The organism is Achromobacter sp. D7-1, assembly GCF_059760445.1.
In genome coordinates, this window is record NZ_JCBAMT010000119.1 from 1 (window position 1) to 17,652 (window position 17,652).

General features: G+C 66.3%; 11 protein-coding genes. All 11 read right to left on the reverse strand.

Annotated elements, in window-relative coordinates; translation table 11 throughout:
* Window positions 1–245: 245 nt before the first annotated feature.
* Window positions 246–977: an ABC transporter ATP-binding protein gene (locus tag AC6LKD_RS30470; RefSeq protein ID WP_013394751.1), complete on the reverse strand. Its 732-nt coding sequence runs from the start codon at window positions 975–977 to the stop codon at window positions 246–248.
* Window positions 974–1,774: an ABC transporter ATP-binding protein gene (locus AC6LKD_RS30475; protein ID WP_492275402.1), complete on the reverse strand. Its 801-nt coding sequence runs from the start codon at window positions 1,772–1,774 to the stop codon at window positions 974–976. Before AC6LKD_RS30475 ends, AC6LKD_RS30470 begins: the two co-directional genes overlap by 4 nt.
* A complete protein-coding gene (locus tag AC6LKD_RS30480) occupies window positions 1,771–2,859 on the reverse strand; it encodes an ABC transporter permease subunit (RefSeq protein ID WP_013394753.1) in 1,089 nt (362 codons plus the stop codon). Before AC6LKD_RS30480 ends, AC6LKD_RS30475 begins: the two co-directional genes overlap by 4 nt.
* On the reverse strand, window positions 2,856–3,785 hold the full coding sequence (locus AC6LKD_RS30485) for a branched-chain amino acid ABC transporter permease (RefSeq protein ID WP_013394754.1): 930 nt from the start codon (window positions 3,783–3,785) through the stop codon (window positions 2,856–2,858). The genes AC6LKD_RS30480 and AC6LKD_RS30485 overlap by 4 nt, the downstream gene beginning before the upstream one ends.
* Before the next feature lie 181 nt (window positions 3,786–3,966).
* Complete coding sequence (locus tag AC6LKD_RS30490; RefSeq protein ID WP_013394755.1) at window positions 3,967–5,112, reverse strand: branched-chain amino acid ABC transporter substrate-binding protein; 1,146 nt, start codon at window positions 5,110–5,112, stop codon at window positions 3,967–3,969.
* Window positions 5,113–5,349: 237 nt separating this feature from the next.
* Window positions 5,350–9,171, reverse strand: coding sequence for a trifunctional transcriptional regulator/proline dehydrogenase/L-glutamate gamma-semialdehyde dehydrogenase (gene putA / locus AC6LKD_RS30495; protein ID WP_498118368.1), 3,822 nt, complete (start codon window positions 9,169–9,171; stop codon window positions 5,350–5,352).
* Between the two features lie 195 nt (window positions 9,172–9,366).
* Window positions 9,367–10,083, reverse strand: a complete 717-nt coding sequence (locus tag AC6LKD_RS30500) for a PqiC family protein (protein ID WP_498118369.1) — start codon at window positions 10,081–10,083, stop codon at window positions 9,367–9,369.
* 5 nt (window positions 10,084–10,088) lie between these two features.
* A complete protein-coding gene (locus AC6LKD_RS30505; RefSeq protein WP_498118370.1) occupies window positions 10,089–11,753 on the reverse strand; it encodes a PqiB family protein in 1,665 nt (554 codons plus the stop codon).
* A 39-nt stretch (window positions 11,754–11,792) separates the two neighbouring features.
* Window positions 11,793–13,109, reverse strand: a complete 1,317-nt coding sequence (locus AC6LKD_RS30510) for a paraquat-inducible protein A (protein ID WP_498118371.1) — start codon at window positions 13,107–13,109, stop codon at window positions 11,793–11,795.
* A gap of 8 nt (window positions 13,110–13,117) precedes the next feature.
* Window positions 13,118–15,430 (reverse strand): ATP-dependent Clp protease ATP-binding subunit ClpA, encoded by a 2,313-nt coding sequence (gene clpA / locus AC6LKD_RS30515; RefSeq protein WP_013394760.1) that lies wholly within the window; start codon window positions 15,428–15,430, stop codon window positions 13,118–13,120.
* Between the two features lie 55 nt (window positions 15,431–15,485).
* The gene (gene pbpC, locus AC6LKD_RS30520; RefSeq protein ID WP_498118372.1) at window positions 15,486–17,645 is read right to left on the reverse strand and encodes a penicillin-binding protein 1C; all 2,160 of its coding nucleotides are present in this window, start codon (window positions 17,643–17,645) and stop codon (window positions 15,486–15,488) included.
* Between the last annotated feature and the right edge of the window lie 7 nt (window positions 17,646–17,652).

Genomic DNA, 17,652 nt, shown 5'->3' on the forward strand with positions numbered 1-17,652 from the left:
ATTCCGATGCTCGCCCCAGTGGGGCTGCGCTTCGGATCCCTCCGCCCGGCCACCGGCTCAAGGCATCTGCCCATGAACGGATTCCGAAACCAATGCACTGGGCGACTGCCAGCCGAGGACCCCGGAGCCATCCGAAGCGCAGCCCCAACGGGGCGAGCATCGGAATGGCGCAGGGCAGCCTCGGCGGCTAAAGAACCCTGACATCCGCAAGCTCGAAGCCCTCGCACCCAAGATCCGGCCACGCCCTACTCAGACTCGCCCAGATAAGCCGCGCGCACTTTGGGATCGTGCAGCATGTCGCCAGCGGGACCGGACAGGATGATCTCGCCCGACTCCATCACGTAGCCGCGATGACTGTTTTCCAGCGCCAGGCGCGCATTCTGCTCGATCAGCAGGATGGTGACGCCTTCGCTGGCGATGGTGCGCACCACCTCGAAGACCTTCTCCACCATCAGCGGCGCCAGGCCCATCGAGGGCTCGTCCAGCAGCAGCAACTTGGGACGCGCGATCATGGCGCGGCCCATCGCCACCATTTGCTGTTCGCCGCCCGACAAGGTGCCGGCCGCCTGCTTGCGACGCTCGGCCAGGCGCGGGAACAAGGTGAAAACGCGGTCGGTGTCTTGGCGGATCTGGGCCGCGTCGCGGCGGATGTAGGCCCCCATCGCCAGGTTTTCCTCGATCGTGAGCTGGCCGAAAATGCCGCGCCCTTCCGGCACCATCACCAGGCCGCGGCGCACCAGCTCATGCGACTTCTGGCCGCCGACGGACTGGCCGCCGTAGACCACTTCTCCGCCCGCCAGCGGCACCAGTCCGCAGATGGCGCGCAGCGTGGTGCTCTTGCCGGCGCCGTTGGCGCCGATCAGGCAGACCAGCTCGCCTTGGTCCACGCGCAGGTCGATGCCGCGCACGGCGCGAATGCCGCCATAGGAAACCTGCAGGCCCCGCAATTCCAGTAGGGGTTGGGATACTGCCGTCATGCCGGGCGCTCCTGATGAATCTGCGGATCCTGCGCAGCGCCGGCGCCCAGATACGCTTCAATGACCTTGGGGTCGCGCTGCACCTGGGCAGGTTTGCCCATGGCCAACACCTTGCCGTATTCCAGCACCAGCACGCGGTCGCACAGGCCCATGACCAGCTTCATGTCGTGCTCGATCAAGAGCACGGTGACGCCGTCGGCGCGGATCTTTTCGACCAGCTTGCGCAGCACCACGGTTTCCGACGCGTTCATGCCGGCCGCCGGTTCGTCCAGCGCCAGCAGCTTGGGATCGGTGGCCAGGGCCCGCGCGATCTCCAGGCGCCGCTGGTCGCCGTAAGGCAGCGAGCGGGCGACGTCGTTGGCGCGGTGGCCGATGCCGACATAGTCCAGCAATTCCTGCGCCCGCGCTTCCGTCGCGGCCTCTTCGGCACGCGTGCCGCGCGTGCGCAGCACGGCGCCGAACACGCCCGACTTGGTGCGCATGTGGCGGCCGATCATCACGTTTTCGATGGCGCTCAGGTTGGCGAACAGGCGGATGTTCTGGAAGGTGCGCGCCAGTCCGGCAAAGGCGACTTCATGCGGCTTCTTGCCGGACATGGACTCGCCATTGAAGGTGCAGCTGCCCTCTTCCGGGATGTATAGGCCGGTCAGCACATTGAACAGCGTGGTCTTGCCCGCGCCGTTCGGACCGATCAAGCCGTAGATCTCGCCCTGCTCGATATCGAAGCTGACGTCCGACAGCGCCTGCAGGCCGCCGAAGCGCTTGCCCAGTCCCTGGGCTTGCAGCAGTTTGCTCATGCCGCGCCTCCCTGGGTCTTGGTCGCCAGTTCACGCTTGCGCACCGCCGACGGCCACAGGCCGGCCGGACGGAACAGCATCACGCAGACCATGGCCAGGCCGAACAACAGCATGCGTATGCCTTCGGGGTCCAGCACCACGGCGCCGAACAGCATGTGCTGCACGGGCTCGACCACGGCGCGCAGGAATTCCGGCAACGCGGCCAAGATCAACGCCCCCAGGATCACGCCCGGAATGTGGCCCATGCCGCCCAGCACCACCATGCACAGGATCGAGATGGATTCCATCAGCGAAAAGCTCTCGGGGCTGACGAAGCCCTGCATCGACGCGAACAAGGCACCCGCCACGCCGCCGAAGGATGCGCCCATGGCGAACGCCAGCAGCTTGATGTTGCGGGTATTGATGCCCATGGCCTTGGCCGCGATCTCGTCTTCGCGGATCGCTTCCCAGGCGCGGCCGATGCGCGAATTCTGCAGGCGCACGCAGACCACCACGATGATCAGCGTGATCGCCAGCAGCAGGTAGTAGTACTTTTCCGGCCCGGTCACGCGCAGGCCCAGCAGGCTTTCCGTGCGACCGAAGGCGAACTCGCCCACCTTGAAGGTATCGATTCGGTTGATGCCCTGCGGCCCGTTGGTGATGTTGACCGGCGCGTTCAGGTTGTTCAGGAAGATGCGGATGATTTCCCCGAAACCCAGGGTGACGATGGCCAGATAGTCCCCTCGCAGCTTGAGCGTGGGCGCCCCCAGCAGCACGCCGAACAGGCAGGCCACCGCCAGCGCGATCGGCAGGATCGCCCAGAACGGCAGGTGTAGGCCGAAGTGCGGCGAGGCCAGCAGCGCCCAGGTATAGGCGCCCACCGCGTAGAACGCGATGTAGCCCAGGTCCAGCAGCCCCGCGAAGCCCACCACGATGTTCAGGCCCAGCGACAGCATCACGTACAGCAGGGCGAAATTCAGGATGCGCACCCAGCTCTGGCCGGCCATGCCGATCACGAAGGGCAGCACCGCCAGCACCACGCCGATCAGCGCGATGCCGATCAGGTTGCGGGTGGAGAACCCGCTGCTTTTCAGGTTTGCGCTCATGCCCGGTCTCCCACGCGTTCGCCCAGCAGGCCGGACGGACGGAAGATCAGCACCAGCACCAGCACGAAGAACGCGAACACGTCCTGGTAGTGGCTGCCGAGGAAGCCGCCGGTCAGGTCGCCGATGTAGCCCGCGCCCAAGGATTCGATGATGCCCAGCAACAGGCCGCCCGCCATGGCGCCGACCAGGTTGCCGATGCCGCCCAGCACCGCGGCCGTGAAGGCCTTCAGGCCCAGCATGAAGCCCATGGTGTATTGCGACACGCCGTAGTAGGTGGCGACCATCATGCCGGCCACGGCGGCCAGCGCCGAACCGATCAGGAACGCCGCCGAAATCACGGTGTTGATGTTCACGCCCATCAGCCCGGCCACTTCGCGGTTCTGCGCGGTGGCGCGCATCGCCGTGCCCAGGCGGGTCTTGTGCACCACGGCCAGCAGCCCGCCCATGATCAGCGCCGCGATCACCACGATGGCGATCTGCAGCGAACTCATGCGCGCGCCCGCGATCTCGAACACCTGCGGCGATAGCACTTGCGGGAAGTTCAGGTAGTTGCGGCCCCAGCCCATCATGGCCACGTTCTGCAGGATGATGGACACGCCGATGGCGGTGATCAGGGCAGCCAGGCGCGGCGCGCGGCGCAGCGGCCGGTAGGCGACGCGCTCGGCGGTCCAGCCCACGGCCATGCACAGCGGCACGGACACCAGCAGGCCGACGCCCAGCACCACGAAGGCCGAGGTCGAAGGGTCGCCGCCCACCAGCGAGATGGCGATGGTGGTCGCCGCCATCGCGCCTATCATGACGACGTCGCCATGGGCGAAGTTGATCAGCCCGATGATGCCGTACACCATGGTGTAGCCCAGGGCGACCAGGGCGTACACGCTGCCTAGCGTGACGCCGTTAATCAGTTGTTGAATGAAGATATCCATAGGGGCCGCGGAAATAAGCCTGGAAAAATCGCGCGGATCGCGCGGTGGCGGCCCTCGGGGCCTGCCACGGCGCCGCGCATGGCGCGCGCCCGGCGGCGCGCATGGCGCGCGCCCGGCGGCGCGCACGCTGCGATGCGGACGGGAAGCGGCAGCGCCGCCTCTCCGCCCCGGTCAAACCGCCTTAGTTGGCTTGGCTGACCATCGTTTCAACCATCTCCCACTTGCCGTTCTTGACTTCGTAGATGGTGACCGAGATTTCCTTCAGGTCGCCCTTGGCGTCGTAGGAAATGTGCTCGCTGGTTGCGCCCTTGCGGTTCAGCTTGGCCAGGGCCGGCAGGTACTTCTCGGGCTTGGCCGAGCCGGCCTGCTCTATGGCGGCGATCATGTTCCAGGCGCCGTCATAGGCGTAGGGCGCATAGACGCCGGGGGCCTTCTTGAAGCGCGCCTGGTAGCGCTGCTCGAAGTCCTTGCCTGCCGCCATCTTGTCCAGCGGCACGCCGGCCAGCGAGGCGTAGGTGCCGTCGGCGGCGTCGCCAGCCAGCTTGATGAAGGTGTCGCTGCGGGTCATTTCGCCCGAGACCAGCGGCGCCTTCAGGCCCAGTGTCGCCAGTTGGCGCTTCATGGGACCGGATTGCGCGTCCAGGCCGCCGTAGAAAATGGCGTCGGGCGCGGAGCCCTTGATGTTGGTCAGGATGGCGGTGAAGTCGTTAGCCTTGTCGGTGGTGTATTCGCGGCGCACGACCTGGCCGCCAGCGGCCTTGACGGCCTTCTCGACTTCGTCGGCCAGGCCCTGGCCGTAGGCGGTGCGGTCGTCGATGATCGCGACCTTCTTGGCCTTCAGGCTTTCCACCATGAACTTGCCGACCGCGGCGCCCTGCTGGGTATCGCTGGTCATCATGCGGAAGGTGGTTTCGTAGCCCTGCTTGGTGTATTCGGGCGACGTGGCCATGGCGATCTGGGGCAGACCGGCTTCATGGTAGACGCGCGAAGCGGGGATGGTCGTGCCCGAGTTGAAGTGGCCCAGGATGCCGACCACGTCCTGGTCGACCAGTTGCTGGGCGACCTGCACGCCGACGCGGGGATCGGCCTGGTCGTCGCGCGACACCAGCACGAACTTGGCGGTTTCGCCGTCGACCTTGATGCCCTTCTTGTTGGCTTCTTCCAGGGCCAGGTTCAGGCCGTTCTGCATGTCCTCGCCATAGTGCGACTGCGGACCGGTGAGCGGTGCGGCAAAACCGAACTTGACGTCGGCGGCCTGCGCGGAGGCGGCCATGCCGGCGGCGGCGATGCTGGCGGCGAGAAGCTTCAAAGTGGTGCGGAACTTCATGGGTATCCTCCGAGTGTCGGACTTAAGACCTTGTTATACCTGAGCTTTTAGCCAGGCCTTTGGTTTTTCACTACTGCAAGCCCGATGTAGCGGGAGCTTGCGCATGCATGTTCTGCAAAATCCGGAAGCCGGGTTGCGACTTCCGAATTTGAGGTGCGACCGGATTTTGCTTCCAGTACAACCCCGCCCGATATTGGAGATAACCCTTGGATACCCAAAGGTTGCCCCCGGTCGCCCTCAACCTATGGTCATCAGGCTGGCGTTACCGCCCGCCGCCGCCGTGTTGACGCTGATGGATCGCTCCGTCAGCAGGCGCTCCGGCACGTAGCCCGCGCCGGCCGCGATCGCGTCGGAAGTCAGACCATGTACCGACAGGATGGCGCCCGGGCGCTGGGCGATGCGCTGGTTCAGCGCCTGCAGCGCGTCGCCATCGCCTTCAAACAGCACGGCCTGGTAATCCGCCTGGTCGACCTCGTCGTCGGCCAGGATGCCCGCCTGCTCCTGCTGGCTGGCGTCCAGCGACGCCAGCAGCGCCTGCGCCGCGGGCGTGTCCGCGAACCAGGCGTGGTTGCCGGTGAGCTTGGCGACCGACCACTGCGCCCGCGCGCCGGCCTCGGTGGCAGCCACGCAATAGACCGCGCCGCGCGGCTCGACCATATAGGTGTTGGTCTCGCCGGTCGGCCCCGGCAGCGCAATGCGCTGCGGCAGCAGCGCCGCCGCGTCCAGCGCCGGCGGCAGTCCCGCCGGGCGCGTGCCCAGCAGCCGGTACATGTAGAGCGGACCGCCGGCCTTGGGGCCGGTGCCGGACAGGCATTCACCACCGAAGGGCTGCACACCCACCACCGCGCCCACGATATTGCGGTTGACGTAGACGTTGCCCGCATGGACCTGGCCGGTCACGTGCGCAATGGTTTCGTCGATGCGGGTATGCACGCCGAAGGTCAGGCCGTAGCCGGTGCCGTTGATGGCGTCCAGCAAGGCATCCAGTTCGTCGCGCTTGTAGCGCACCACGTGCAGCACCGGGCCGAACACTTCGCGCGTCAGTTCGCTGACGTTGTCGATTTCGATGATGGTCGGCGGCACGAAGGTGCCGTGGCGGCATTCGCCGTTGAGCTCCACCTGGTCCACCCGATGGCCTGCCGTGCGCATCGTCTCGATGTGCCGCTGAATGCCGTTGCGCGCTTCGGTGTCGATCACGGGACCCACGTCTACCGACAAGCGGTCGGGATTGCCCACGCTCAGTTCGCGCATCGCGCCGCGCAGCATGGTCAGCACGTGTTCGGCATTATCTTCCTGCACGCACAGCACGCGCAGCGCCGAACAGCGCTGGCCGGCCGAATCGAAAGCCGAGGTCAGCACGTCGAACACGACCTGCTCGGACAGCGCCGAGGAATCCACCACCATGGCGTTCTGGCCGCCGGTTTCGGCGATCAGCGGAATGGTGTGGCCGTGGTCGTCCAGGCGGTCCGCCAGCGTGCGCGCGATGATGCGCGCGACGTCGGTGGAGCCGGTGAACATCACGCCGCGCACGCCCGGATTGGCAACCAGCTGGGCGCCCACGGTTTCACCGCGGCCCGGCAGCAGCTGCACGGCGCCTGCGGGCACGCCCGCCGCCCGCAGGATGGCCACGGCTTGCGCGGCAATCAGCGGCGTCTGTTCGGCCGGCTTGGCCAGCACCGTGTTGCCGGCGGCCAGCGCCGCCGCGATCTGGCCGGTGAAGATGGCCAGCGGGAAATTCCACGGGCTGATGCACAGCACGGTGCCCAGCGGGCGGTGCGTGTCGTTGCTGAATTCGGTTTCGGCCTGGTCCGCGTAGTAGCGCAGGAAGTCGACCGCCTCGCGCACTTCGGCGATGGCGTTAGGCAGCGATTTGCCGGCCTCGCGCACGATCAGGCCCAGCAGGGTCTGCATCTGCTCTTCCAGCAATTGCGCGGCGCGGCGCAGGCACTGGGCGCGTTCGGCCACCGGCGTGGATTGCCAGATCGGAGCGGCGTTGGCGGCGGCGCGCAGCGCGGCCTCGGCCTCGTCCGTCTGCGCCTCGACCACATGGCCCACCACATCGCGCAGATTGGCCGGGTTGCGAACTTCCATGGCGCGGGAAGCATCCCAGGCTTCGTCGCCCTCGCCCAGCATGGGTCCGGCGCGCCACGGCATGCCGGCGCTGGCCAGCAGGGCCGCTGACAGCGAACCCAGGCGATGCTCGTTGCTCAAGTCCAGGCCGGCCGAGTTGGCGCGGGCGCCCTCTTGCAGATCGCCATAGAGTTCGCGCGGCAGCGGGATCTTCTCGTGCGGCGCGCCCAGCGGTACGATGCGCGCGGCGGCCTCAACGGGGTCGGCCACCAGGTGCTCGACCGGAATGCTCTCGTCGCCGATCAGGTTCACGAACGAGGTGTTGGCGCCGTTTTCCAGCAGGCGCCGCACCAGGTAGGCCAGCAGGGTTTCATGGGTGCCGACCGGCGCGTAGATGCGGCACGGACGATTCAACTTGCCCTGGGACAGCGGCCCCACGACTTCGTCATACAGAGGTTCACCCATGCCGTGCAGGCACTGGAATTCGTACTGGCCCGGGTAGTAGTTCTGGCCGGCCAGTTGATAGACCGCGGCCAGGGTGTAGGCATTGTGTGTGGCGAATTGCGGGTACACCGCCTCGGGCGCGCCCAACAGCTTGCGGGCGCAGGCCAGGTAAGCCACGTCCGTGTAGAGCTTGCGGGTATAGACCGGATAGCCCTCCAGGCCGTCGACCTGGGCGCGCTTGATCTCGCTGTCCCAATAGGCGCCCTTGACCAGGCGCACCATCACGCGGTGGCGGCTGCGGCGGGCCAGGTCGATCACGTAGTCGATCACGAAGGGCGCCCGCTTCTGGTAGGCCTGGATGACAAACCCGATGCCGTTCCAGCCGTCCAGCTCGGGCTCGAAACAGAGCGCCTCCAGCAGGTCCAGGGAAATTTCCAGGCGGTCCGCTTCCTCCGCGTCGATGTTCAAGCCGATGTCGTAGCTGCGCGCCAGCACGGTCAGCGCCTTCACGCGCGGCAGCAGCTCGGCCATCACGCGTTCACGCTGGCCGCGCGAATAGCGCGGGTGCAGCGCCGACAGCTTGATCGAGATGCCCGGACCTTCATAGATGCCGCGGCCGGCGGCAGCCTTGCCGATGGCATGGATGGCCTGTTCGTACGAGGCGTAATAACGGTCCGCGTCCTCGGCCGTGGTGGCGGCCTCGCCCAGCATGTCGTAGGAATAGCGGAAGCCGCGGGCTTCCATCTTGCGGTTGTTGGCCAGCGCTTCGGAGATGGTCTGGCCCGACACGAACTGCTCGCCCATCATGCGCATGGCCATGTTCACGCCCTTGCGCACCAGCGGTTCGCCGCCCTTGCCGATCAGGCGGGTCAGCGCCTTGGACAGCGACTGTTCGCTGCTCACGGCCACCAGCTTGCCCGTGATCATCAGCCCCCAGGTGGCGGCGTTGACGAACAGCGATTGCGAGCCGCCCATGTGCGACTTCCAGTCGCCGCGGGCAACCTTGTCGCGGATCAGCGCGTCGCGCGTGGCGCGGTCGGGAATGCGCAGCAGCGCTTCGGCCAGGCACATCAGCGCCACGCCTTCCTGGCTGGACAGCGAAAACTCCTGGATCAGCCCTTCCACCCCGCCGCCGCTGCGCTTGCCGCGCAGCTTCTTGACCAGGTCGGCGGCCATGGCATGGATCTTTTCCAGATTGGGCATGCGGGCCTGGCCCAGCAGCAGCGGCACGCACTCGGGCTCGGGACGCCGGTAGGCGGCGGTGATGGCCGCGCGCAGCACCGACTGCGGTTGCACGTCCTGACCGAACTCGTAGAACGGTGGGGTGGGCGCCGCATGGCCCTCACCCGCTTCGTCCTCACCGCCTGCATCCATGCCCAGGTGGGACATCTCGGCGGGCAGGTGGCCGCGCTCGATCTTGTCCAGGTAGGAAAGGATCGCCTGCTTATGCAGCCAGTGCGGCGTGCAGTTGAGTTTTTGCGCGGCGGCCTTCAGCCGGTCGCGGAGCGCGTCGTCGACTTTAACGCCTAGGGTCGTGCTGGCCATAAGAGATTGCTTCCTGTCGCATGGCAAAGGTGATACCGGGTCCTAGCGGGACCCGGCATGGGTAGGACCGTATGCTAGACAGGTTGCAACTTGGTTTGCACTATGGTTAACCCTAGGTTAACCAATTGAGATAAAGCGGAATTTTTGGCTGGCGCGTGCAGCGCTTGCGCCAGCCCGTTCTCCTGCGCGCGGCCCTCAGTCCTTGAGCGCCGCGCAACCCAGCATCTGGACCGAAGCCGATCCCGCCGGGGTCTGCCCGCGGATGGCCGAGGCCATGGCGCCGGCCAGGCTGACCACGGCGCGCTGCTGCGCGGCGATCAGCGCGGGCACGCCCTCTTCCGTCACCGGTTCCGTGACCACGCTGCGGCACAACAGGCCGGAACCCTTCATATTGACCGGCCGCACGCGCCAGGTCGCATCCAGCTGGGCCATGCGGCCCGATTCCAGTTCGAAACGCTGCACATCGGTCTGCACCCGCCAGACCGCGGCGCCCGGCCCCGGCTTGACCAGTTGCACGTCCAGCGCGCCAAGCTCGCGCTTCAGCGCGTCCGACAGCGCGCCCCGCAGTTCATCGCCCAACGGCGAGCTCCAGCGCTCGGAGTAGAGCGCGGCCAGGCTGCCCTCGCCGGTGCGGACCATCAGTTGCGGCTGATCCGCCTGCGTCGAAATGTTGACCGGCTGCACTTCGATCAAGAAGTTGGCCGGCGCCACTCCAGCCCCCGGGGCCTGCGCTGCCGGCACCTGCAAGGTGTGGTACTGCACGGGCGCCGAGGAACCGCAGCCGGCCAGCGCGGCGGTCAATGCCAGCAATGACAGGACCGGACGCAAACGCGGCGTCAACCTGCCCGCGAACCGGGGCTGCCCGGAACTGGAGTGCGCCTGGCCGGCGCGAGAGAATGGGCGTCTATTCATGGGTTTCAGTTCCTGACAGGACCGGCGCCGGGGATCGGGTCTGGGCCGCGGCCGCGCAACAAGGCCTCGGGGTTGGCTTGCAGGAAGTCGGCCAGGGCGCGCAGCGAACGAGCCGCGCGGCCCAGTTCCTGCATCGCCTTTTCCGTATTGACCGGCAAGGAAGCGTCGGAGGCCAGCAGCGCGTTGACCTGCGCCATGGATTCCTTGGCCTGCTTGAGCATGTTCTGCGCTTCGGGCGCGACCTGCTTGTCCAGGCGGTTCATCAGCTTGGACGTGCTGGCCAGCGTGGTGCGCAAATCTTCGCCGATCTTGTCAAACGGGATCTTCTCGATCTTGGCGACGATGTTGCTGATCTGCTGCTGGAGCTGATCCAGGTTGCCAGGCACCGTCGGGATCATGGCCGGGTCCGACAGCTTGAATTCGACCGGCTTGGCGTTCGGGAAGTCGTCCAGCGCCACGTACAACTGGCCGGTCAGCAGATTGGCGGTGCGCAGCTGCGCGCGCAGGCCATGCTTGATCATGCCGCCCAGCAAGCGGTTGCCCGCGGCGTCGCCGTCCTTCAAGGCGCGCTCGCGCACTTCGTCGAACACGCGGCCCAGGCGCTCCGGATACAGGGTGGCATCCACCAGCGAGTAGAAGCGCTTGGCGATCGGATCGAAATCCATGTTGATCTGCGTCACGTTGCCCAGCGTGATGCCGCTGAAGTCGATCGGCGCGCCCACCGTCAGGCCGCGGATCGACTGGTCGAAACGCATCCGGATCGGGAAAGCCTCGCCGTCCGGATTGGCCTTGGCGGCCGTCTCGGTCGGGTACAGGTCGAACTGGGCATCGGCTTGCGCCGGCTTGCCGGCGTCGCGCGCGCTGATGACCGGTTCAAACGCGACGCCGCCCACCGCCATCGATACCAGCGATTGCGTGCGTACCTTGAGGCCATCGGCATTGACGCTGAAATCCACGCCGCTGGCGTTCCAGAAGCGCGTGCCCTGGGTCACGAACTTGTCGTTGGGCGCGTCCACGAACACCTCGACGTTCACGGCCTTGCCGGTCTCGTCGAGCGCGTAGCCGATCACGCGGCCGACGTTGATGCGGCGGAAATACACGGGCGAGCCGATGTCCAGGGACCCGAGGTCGGACGCCTTGAGCTTGAAGCGCTTGCCGGCGCGGTCGTGCGTGACCGCTGGCGGGACTTCCAGGCCCTCGAACTGCAGCTTGGTGGCCTTCTTGGAACTGTCCTTGCCTTCGACCGCGTCCACGCCGATATAGGCGCCAGACAGCAGCGTCCCCAGGCCGGACACGCCGCTCACGTCCAGGCGCGGGCGCACCACCCAGAAGTTGGTGCCTTCGCGCGCCAGGTCCGAGACATCCTTGGACAGTTCGGCCTGCACCACGACCTTGGTACGGTCTTCGTTGAAGCCGATGGACCGCACCGTGCCGATGTTCACGTCCTTGTAGCGCAGCTGGGTCTTGCCGACTTCCAGCCCTTCGGCCGTGTTGAATGAAATGGAGATGTCAGGCCCCGCCTGCATCCAGGTCCGCACGACCAGCGACAGGCCCATCAGGGCCGCCACGATGGGCACCAGCCAGATCCATGAAATCCGGCTCTTCTCCTTGCGCGAGATCGCGGGTGAGGCAAACTTCTCTTCACCGGATCCGGGTGCTTGCTCGGACATCTACTATTCCTTGTTCGTGGGCGGAAGCCGCGGCGCTTCCTAGCCCAATTCCTTGCCGGCCACGGGCGCCGCCTGACGCCCGCCCTCCACCGGTGGCGATTCTATTTCACTTTGATCTTCAAGGTCCCAGCTGCGGCGCAGGTCGAAGCTCATGGCGGACAGCATGGTCAGGATCACGACCACGCCAAAGGCCGCCGCGCCCGCACCAGCGCTGATCTCCATCAAGCCCTGGAAATCGGCCAGGGCCGCCAGCAATATAACGACAAAAACGTCCAGCATCGACCATTGCCCGATGAACTCGACCATTTGATACAAGCGTGTGCGCGGACGCAGATTGGTGGTGCTGCGCCATTGCTCGGTCAGCAGCAGCAGGATGAGCGCCAGCAGCTTGGTCAGCGGCACCGCCACGCTAGCGATGAAGACGATCAGCGCGATATCCCATGAACCCATTTCCCAGAGTTCGACCACGCCGCCCAGGATGGTGTGGGCGCTGTCGCCCAGCACGGAACGGACCTGCATCACCGGCAGCACGTTGGCGGGAATGTAAAACACCACGGCCGCCAGCAGCAGCGCCCAGGTGCGCGCCAGGTGGTCCGGCTTGCGGTAGTGCACCTGCGCCTCGCAACGCACGCAGTGGTGTTCTTCTTCCGGATTGGCTGCCCGCGGCACGGCCTGCACCTGGCCGCATACATGGCATCCGGTCAGGACGCTGTCCGGCCCGGCTTGCGGCACATGCACGGGCACCACGCCCACGCTCTCGGCATAACGCCACAGCACGTGGGGCGACAAGCGCCCCAGCATCGTCAATAGAATGGTCAGAAGGCCGAACGCGCCCAGGCCTATGCCCGGCGCCACCGCCGCCATGCCGGCCAGCTTGACCACCGCCACCAGCACACCCAGCAGAAACACCGGAATCATGCACCAGGGCCGCAGCGCGCCCAACAGGCGCATCGCAGTCCGAAAACCCGCGGGCTCGCGGCCGCGCGAGAGCGACCCCAACACCCACAGCAGGACGCTCAGCTGCAGCAAGGGCAGCACGAAACCCGCCAAGCCCGTCATGATGGCAACCACCCAGTGGTCCTGCCGCCAGGTGATAGAAATGGCGTCCAGCAAGGAGGCTTGTTGCACCATGCCCTGCACGGCCATGGACGCGACGGGATAGGCATTGGCCACCCCGAACACGATGAGGGCGGAAATGGCGAGCGCCAGCCAATTGGACAAAGTAAGCCCGCTGTAGCGCCACAAGGTGGCACCGCAGCGGGCGCAATTGGCGGTCTCTCCAGGTTCAAGCTGATGCCGGCGATAGATGCTTGCGCAGTGTTCGCACTCGATCAGCGGCTGGCGGTCCGCGGTCATTGAGTCGCCTAATCGACCAGTTCGACTTCCTGTTTGTCAGGCGCATCCGACGACGGCGGCTTGCCGCTATCGTCGAAGTCCAGCTTGACCTTGCCTTCCTCGTCCAGGTCCACCGTGACCGTGCCGCCGTCGACCAGCTTGCCGAACAGCAGCTCGTCGGCCAGCGCGCGCCGGATGGTGTCCTGAATGAGGCGCTGCATGGGGCGTGCGCCCATCAGCGGATCGAACCCTTCCTTGGCGAGATGTTCACGCAGCGTGGTGGTGAAAATCGCTTCCACGCGGCGCTCGTGCAACTGGTCTTCCAGCTGCATGAGGAACTTGTCCACCACGCGCAGGATGATTTCACGGTCCAGCGGCGCGAACGGAATGATCGCGTCCAGGCGGTTGCGGAACTCGGGCGTGAACATGCGGCGGATTTCCGCCATTTCGTCGCCCACCACGCGCGAATTCGCGAAACCGATGGACGGACGGTTCAAGGTTTCGGCGCCCGCGTTAGTCGTCATGATGACGATGACGTTGCGGAAGTCCGCCTTGCGGCCGTTGTTGTCGGTCAGCGTGCCGTGGTCCATGACCTGCAGCAGGATGTTGAACACATCCGGGTGCGCCTTTTCGATTTCATCGAGCAGCAGCACGCAATGCGGCTGCTTGGTGATGGCCTCGGTCAGCAGGCCGCCCTGGTCGAAACCGACATAGCCCGGAGGCGCGCCGATCAGGCGCGACACGGCGTGCCGTTCCATGTATTCCGACATGTCGAAACGCAGCAGCTCCACGCCCAGCGTGAACGCCAGCTGGCGGGCGACCTCGGTCTTGCCCACGCCGGTGGGGCCGGAGAACAGGAAGGCGCCGATCGGCTTTTCCGGCTTGCCCAGGCCCGAACGCGCCATCTTGATGGCGGCAGACAGGGCCTCGATGGCGTTGTCCTGGCCGAACACCACGGTCTTCAGGTCGCGGTCCAGCGTCGCCAGCTTGCTGCGGTCGTCGTTGGAGACGGACTGCGGCGGAATACGCGCGATCTTGGACACGATGTTCTCGATGTCCACCTTGCCGATCACCTTCTTCTGGCGCGAGCGCGGCAACAGGCGCTGCGCAGCGCCAGCCTCGTCGATCACGTCGATGGCCTTGTCCGGCAGATGGCGGTCATTGATGAAGCGCGCCGACAATTCGGCCGCGGCCGACAAGGCGGCGGCCGAGTAACGCACGCTGTGGTGCTCTTCGAAGCGGCTCTTCAGGCCGCGCAGGATCTGCACGGTCTGCTCGACGCTGGGTTCGGCCACGTCGATCTTCTGGAATCGGCGCGACAGCGCGTGGTCTTTTTCAAAGACGCCGCGGTACTCGGTGTAGGTGGTGGCGCCGATGCACTTGAGCTGCCCGGAAGACAAGGCCGGCTTCAAGAGGTTGGACGCGTCCAGCGTGCCGCCCGAAGCCGAACCGGCGCCGATCAGCGTATGGATTTCGTCGATGAACAGAATGGCGTCGGGGTTGCCGCGGATCTGCTTGAGCACGCCCTTCAGGCGCTGTTCGAAATCGCCGCGGTACTTGGTGCCAGCCAGCAAGGCGCCCATATCCAGCGAAAAGACCTGGGCGGCCTGCAGGATTTCAGGCACTTCGCCGCGCGTGATGCGCCAGGCCAGGCCTTCGGCGATCGCGGTCTTGCCCACGCCGGCCTCGCCAACCAGCAGCGGGTTGTTCTTGCGGCGGCGGCACAGCACCTGAATCACGCGCTCGACTTCGTGCTCGCGCCCGATGAGGGGATCGATGCGGCCCGCCAGCGCGGCGGCGTTCAGGTCGGTGGCGTACTGGTCCAGCGGCGACTGACGCGATTCGCCCTGTTCTTCACCATTGGTCTGCTGCTCTTTCTGCACGGCGGCGGACTCCACCTGGGGCTGTTTGGTAATGCCATGCGACAGAAAATTGACGACGTCCAGCCGCGTCACGCCCTGCTGTTGCAGGTAGTACACGGCGTGCGAATCCTTTTCGCCGAAAATGGCCACGAGCACGTTGGCGCCGGTGACCGGCTTCTTGCCGGTGCCGCCCGCCGATACGTGCATGATGGCGCGCTGGATCACACGCTGGAAACCCAGCGTGGGCTGCGTGTCGACCTCGGCGCCGCTTGGGATCACCGGGGTGTTCTCCGAAACGAACTGGCGCAGGTTGCGGCGCAGGTCATCCAGGTTGGCGGCGCATGCGCGCAGCACTTCAACGGCCGAAGCGTTGTCGAGCAACGCCAGCAGCAGATGCTCGACGGTAATAAATTCATGCCGGGCCGAACGGGCCTCGACGAAAGCCATATGCAGGCTGACTTCAAGCTCTTGAGAAATCACGCTTCCTCCGTAACGCATCGAAGCGGGCAAATACACGATTCATATTCTATGCCGATCATGGCGTAACGCCAGCGATTTCAAAAACCACTCTATCGTGGCGGCCTTGCGTATCCATGACGGTAAGCGTATATCGGCCGTCCATGGCCAGCACTAATTTAAACGGATGACCCGACGCGCCGTGACCCACCACGCGCCCGTCCAGCATCCACCATACTTCGCCTTCTGTTCCTTGCACGTCCACATCCAGCGCCACTTCGCGCCCGCCCGGCACGGGCCGCAGCACCGAACCGCTGGCCACCCCGCCCAGACGCAAGGGTCCGCGCGAAGCGTCGGCGTAGCCGGCAAAAGACGGCGGCGCCGTTTCATTCAACACCCAGGCCGCGCGCTGCTCCGGACATACGCCGGATGGCACGCTGCCGAGCTTGTAACCCAGGGGCCAGCAAGTCACCGCGGCCTGCACCGTTTCGGGCCTGACGCGGACCTGCTGGGCGCCTTCGGGCAAGGCCGCCACGATATCCTGCAGTAGCGGCGCCGCCACGTTGGCCCCGAAAAATCCAGGGTTGGGCGTGCCGTCCGGACGGCCGACCCAGACGCCCATCGTCCACCTGTCGGTCACTCCGACGGCCCAGGCGTCCCGGAATCCGAAACTTGTCCCGGTTTTCCAGGCCAGTTGCCGCGCCGGACTGCCCGACTGGTAGAACGGCCGGTCCGGATGGCCGCCGCTCTCCAGGATGTCGCGGACGATCCAGGCCGCCCCAGGACTCATCATACGGGACTCGACCTTCGCCTGCTCCGGCCGCAGGCGGGGCCGTCCGAAGACGCCGCCGCGGGCCAAGGCCCGGTAAGCGCCCACCAGTTCTTCCAATGTGGTGCCGCCCCCGCCCAAAATCAAGCTCAAATTCGGTTCTGCGCCCGCAGGCAAACGTAACCGTACCCCGCCGGCCAGCATGACCGAGGCAAAACTGCTGGGCCCGACACGGTCCAGCAGGTCCACCGCCGGGACGTTGAGCGAGCGCTGCAGGGCCTGCGCCACGCTGATCGGGCCGGCAAACGCTGCCTGGAAATTGCCGGGCGCGTAGCCGCCAAACGACATCGGCGCATCCATCAGCAAGCTTTCGGAGTGGATCAGGCCCTCGTCGAGCGCCTGGGCATACAGGAAGGGCTTGAGGGTGGAGCCTGGCGAACGCACGCCGCGCACCATGTCCACGTGGGCAGCGCGGCTATCGTCGGAAAAATCCGCGGATCCCGCGTAGGCTTTGACCTCCAGCGTATCGTTGTCCATCACCAACACGGCCATCGACACCTTGGGCGGCAAGCCGTCCACCCGGTCCTGCAACATGCGCTCCACCGCGGCCTGCATGTCCGCGTCCAGGGTGGACGTGACCACCGCGGGCCGCTCGCCGGGGCGCCGGCCGGCGCTGCGCTGACTGCCCGCCTCCTGCAGCAGGCGCTGCGCGGCCAGGGGCGCCAGCCAGCGCGCCCGCAGCGGCGGCGCGACCACGTTTTCGATCTTGGCGTCGGCCACCTCCGCGGGGGTCCAGCGGCCGAGCTCGACCATGCGGTCCAGCACCTTGTCGCGCGCGGCCTGCGCGGCCTCGGGATGGCGGTCGGGACGCAGGCGCGACGGTGCCTGCGGCAAGGCGGTCAACATCGCCGCTTCGGCCGGGCTCAGGTCGCGCGCCGGCTTGCCCAGCCACAGGCGCGAACCCATTTCCACGCCCTCCACGATGCCGCCCATGGGTGCGTGGGTCAGATACAGCGACAGGATCTCGTCCTTGCTGTAGTGCATTTCCAGCTGAATCGCGCGCCAGGCCTGCCGCAGCTTGGCCGACATGGAGCGCGAAGGCTTGCCGGCCAATTCCGGATCGATCAGCCGCGCGACCTGCATCGTCAGAGTGGAGCCGCCCGAGACGATGCGGCGGTTGGTGGCCCACTGCCAGCCGGCGCGCGCCATTGCCACCGGATTGACGCCCGGGTGCCAGTAGAACCAGCGGTCCTCGTAGGTCAGCAGTGTTTCCAGATAGCGCTCGGACACCTGGTCGGGCTTGACCGGATAGCGCCAGATGCCATCGCGGCTGGGATAGTTGCGCAGCGGCGTGCCGTCTGCGGCCACGACGACCGCCGCGCCGCCCGAATCCACGGCCGGCAAGGGATAAAGGCGGTCGAGCGTGAATAACGACGCGGCCAGCGCAAACAACGCGCTGGCCGCGAAGATTCCGCGC

Bases quoted from the DNA above. Each gene is read 5' to 3' on its own strand.
- AC6LKD_RS30475 (WP_492275402.1), bottom strand. From the start codon at position 1,774: ATGAGCAAACTGCTGCAAGCCCAGGGACTGGGCAAGCGCTTCGGCGGC.
- AC6LKD_RS30510 (WP_498118371.1), bottom strand. From the start codon at position 13,109: ATGACCGCGGACCGCCAGCCGCTGATCGAGTGCGAACACTGCGCAAGC.
- AC6LKD_RS30500 (WP_498118369.1), bottom strand. From the start codon at position 10,083: ATGAATAGACGCCCATTCTCTCGCGCCGGCCAGGCGCACTCCAGTTCC.
- AC6LKD_RS30490 (WP_013394755.1), bottom strand. From the start codon at position 5,112: ATGAAGTTCCGCACCACTTTGAAGCTTCTCGCCGCCAGCATCGCCGCC.
- AC6LKD_RS30505 (WP_498118370.1), bottom strand. From the start codon at position 11,753: ATGTCCGAGCAAGCACCCGGATCCGGTGAAGAGAAGTTTGCCTCACCC.
- AC6LKD_RS30480 (WP_013394753.1), bottom strand. From the start codon at position 2,859: ATGAGCGCAAACCTGAAAAGCAGCGGGTTCTCCACCCGCAACCTGATC.
- putA (WP_498118368.1), bottom strand. From the start codon at position 9,171: ATGGCCAGCACGACCCTAGGCGTTAAAGTCGACGACGCGCTCCGCGAC.
- AC6LKD_RS30485 (WP_013394754.1), bottom strand. From the start codon at position 3,785: ATGGATATCTTCATTCAACAACTGATTAACGGCGTCACGCTAGGCAGC.
- AC6LKD_RS30470 (WP_013394751.1), bottom strand. From the start codon at position 977: ATGACGGCAGTATCCCAACCCCTACTGGAATTGCGGGGCCTGCAGGTT.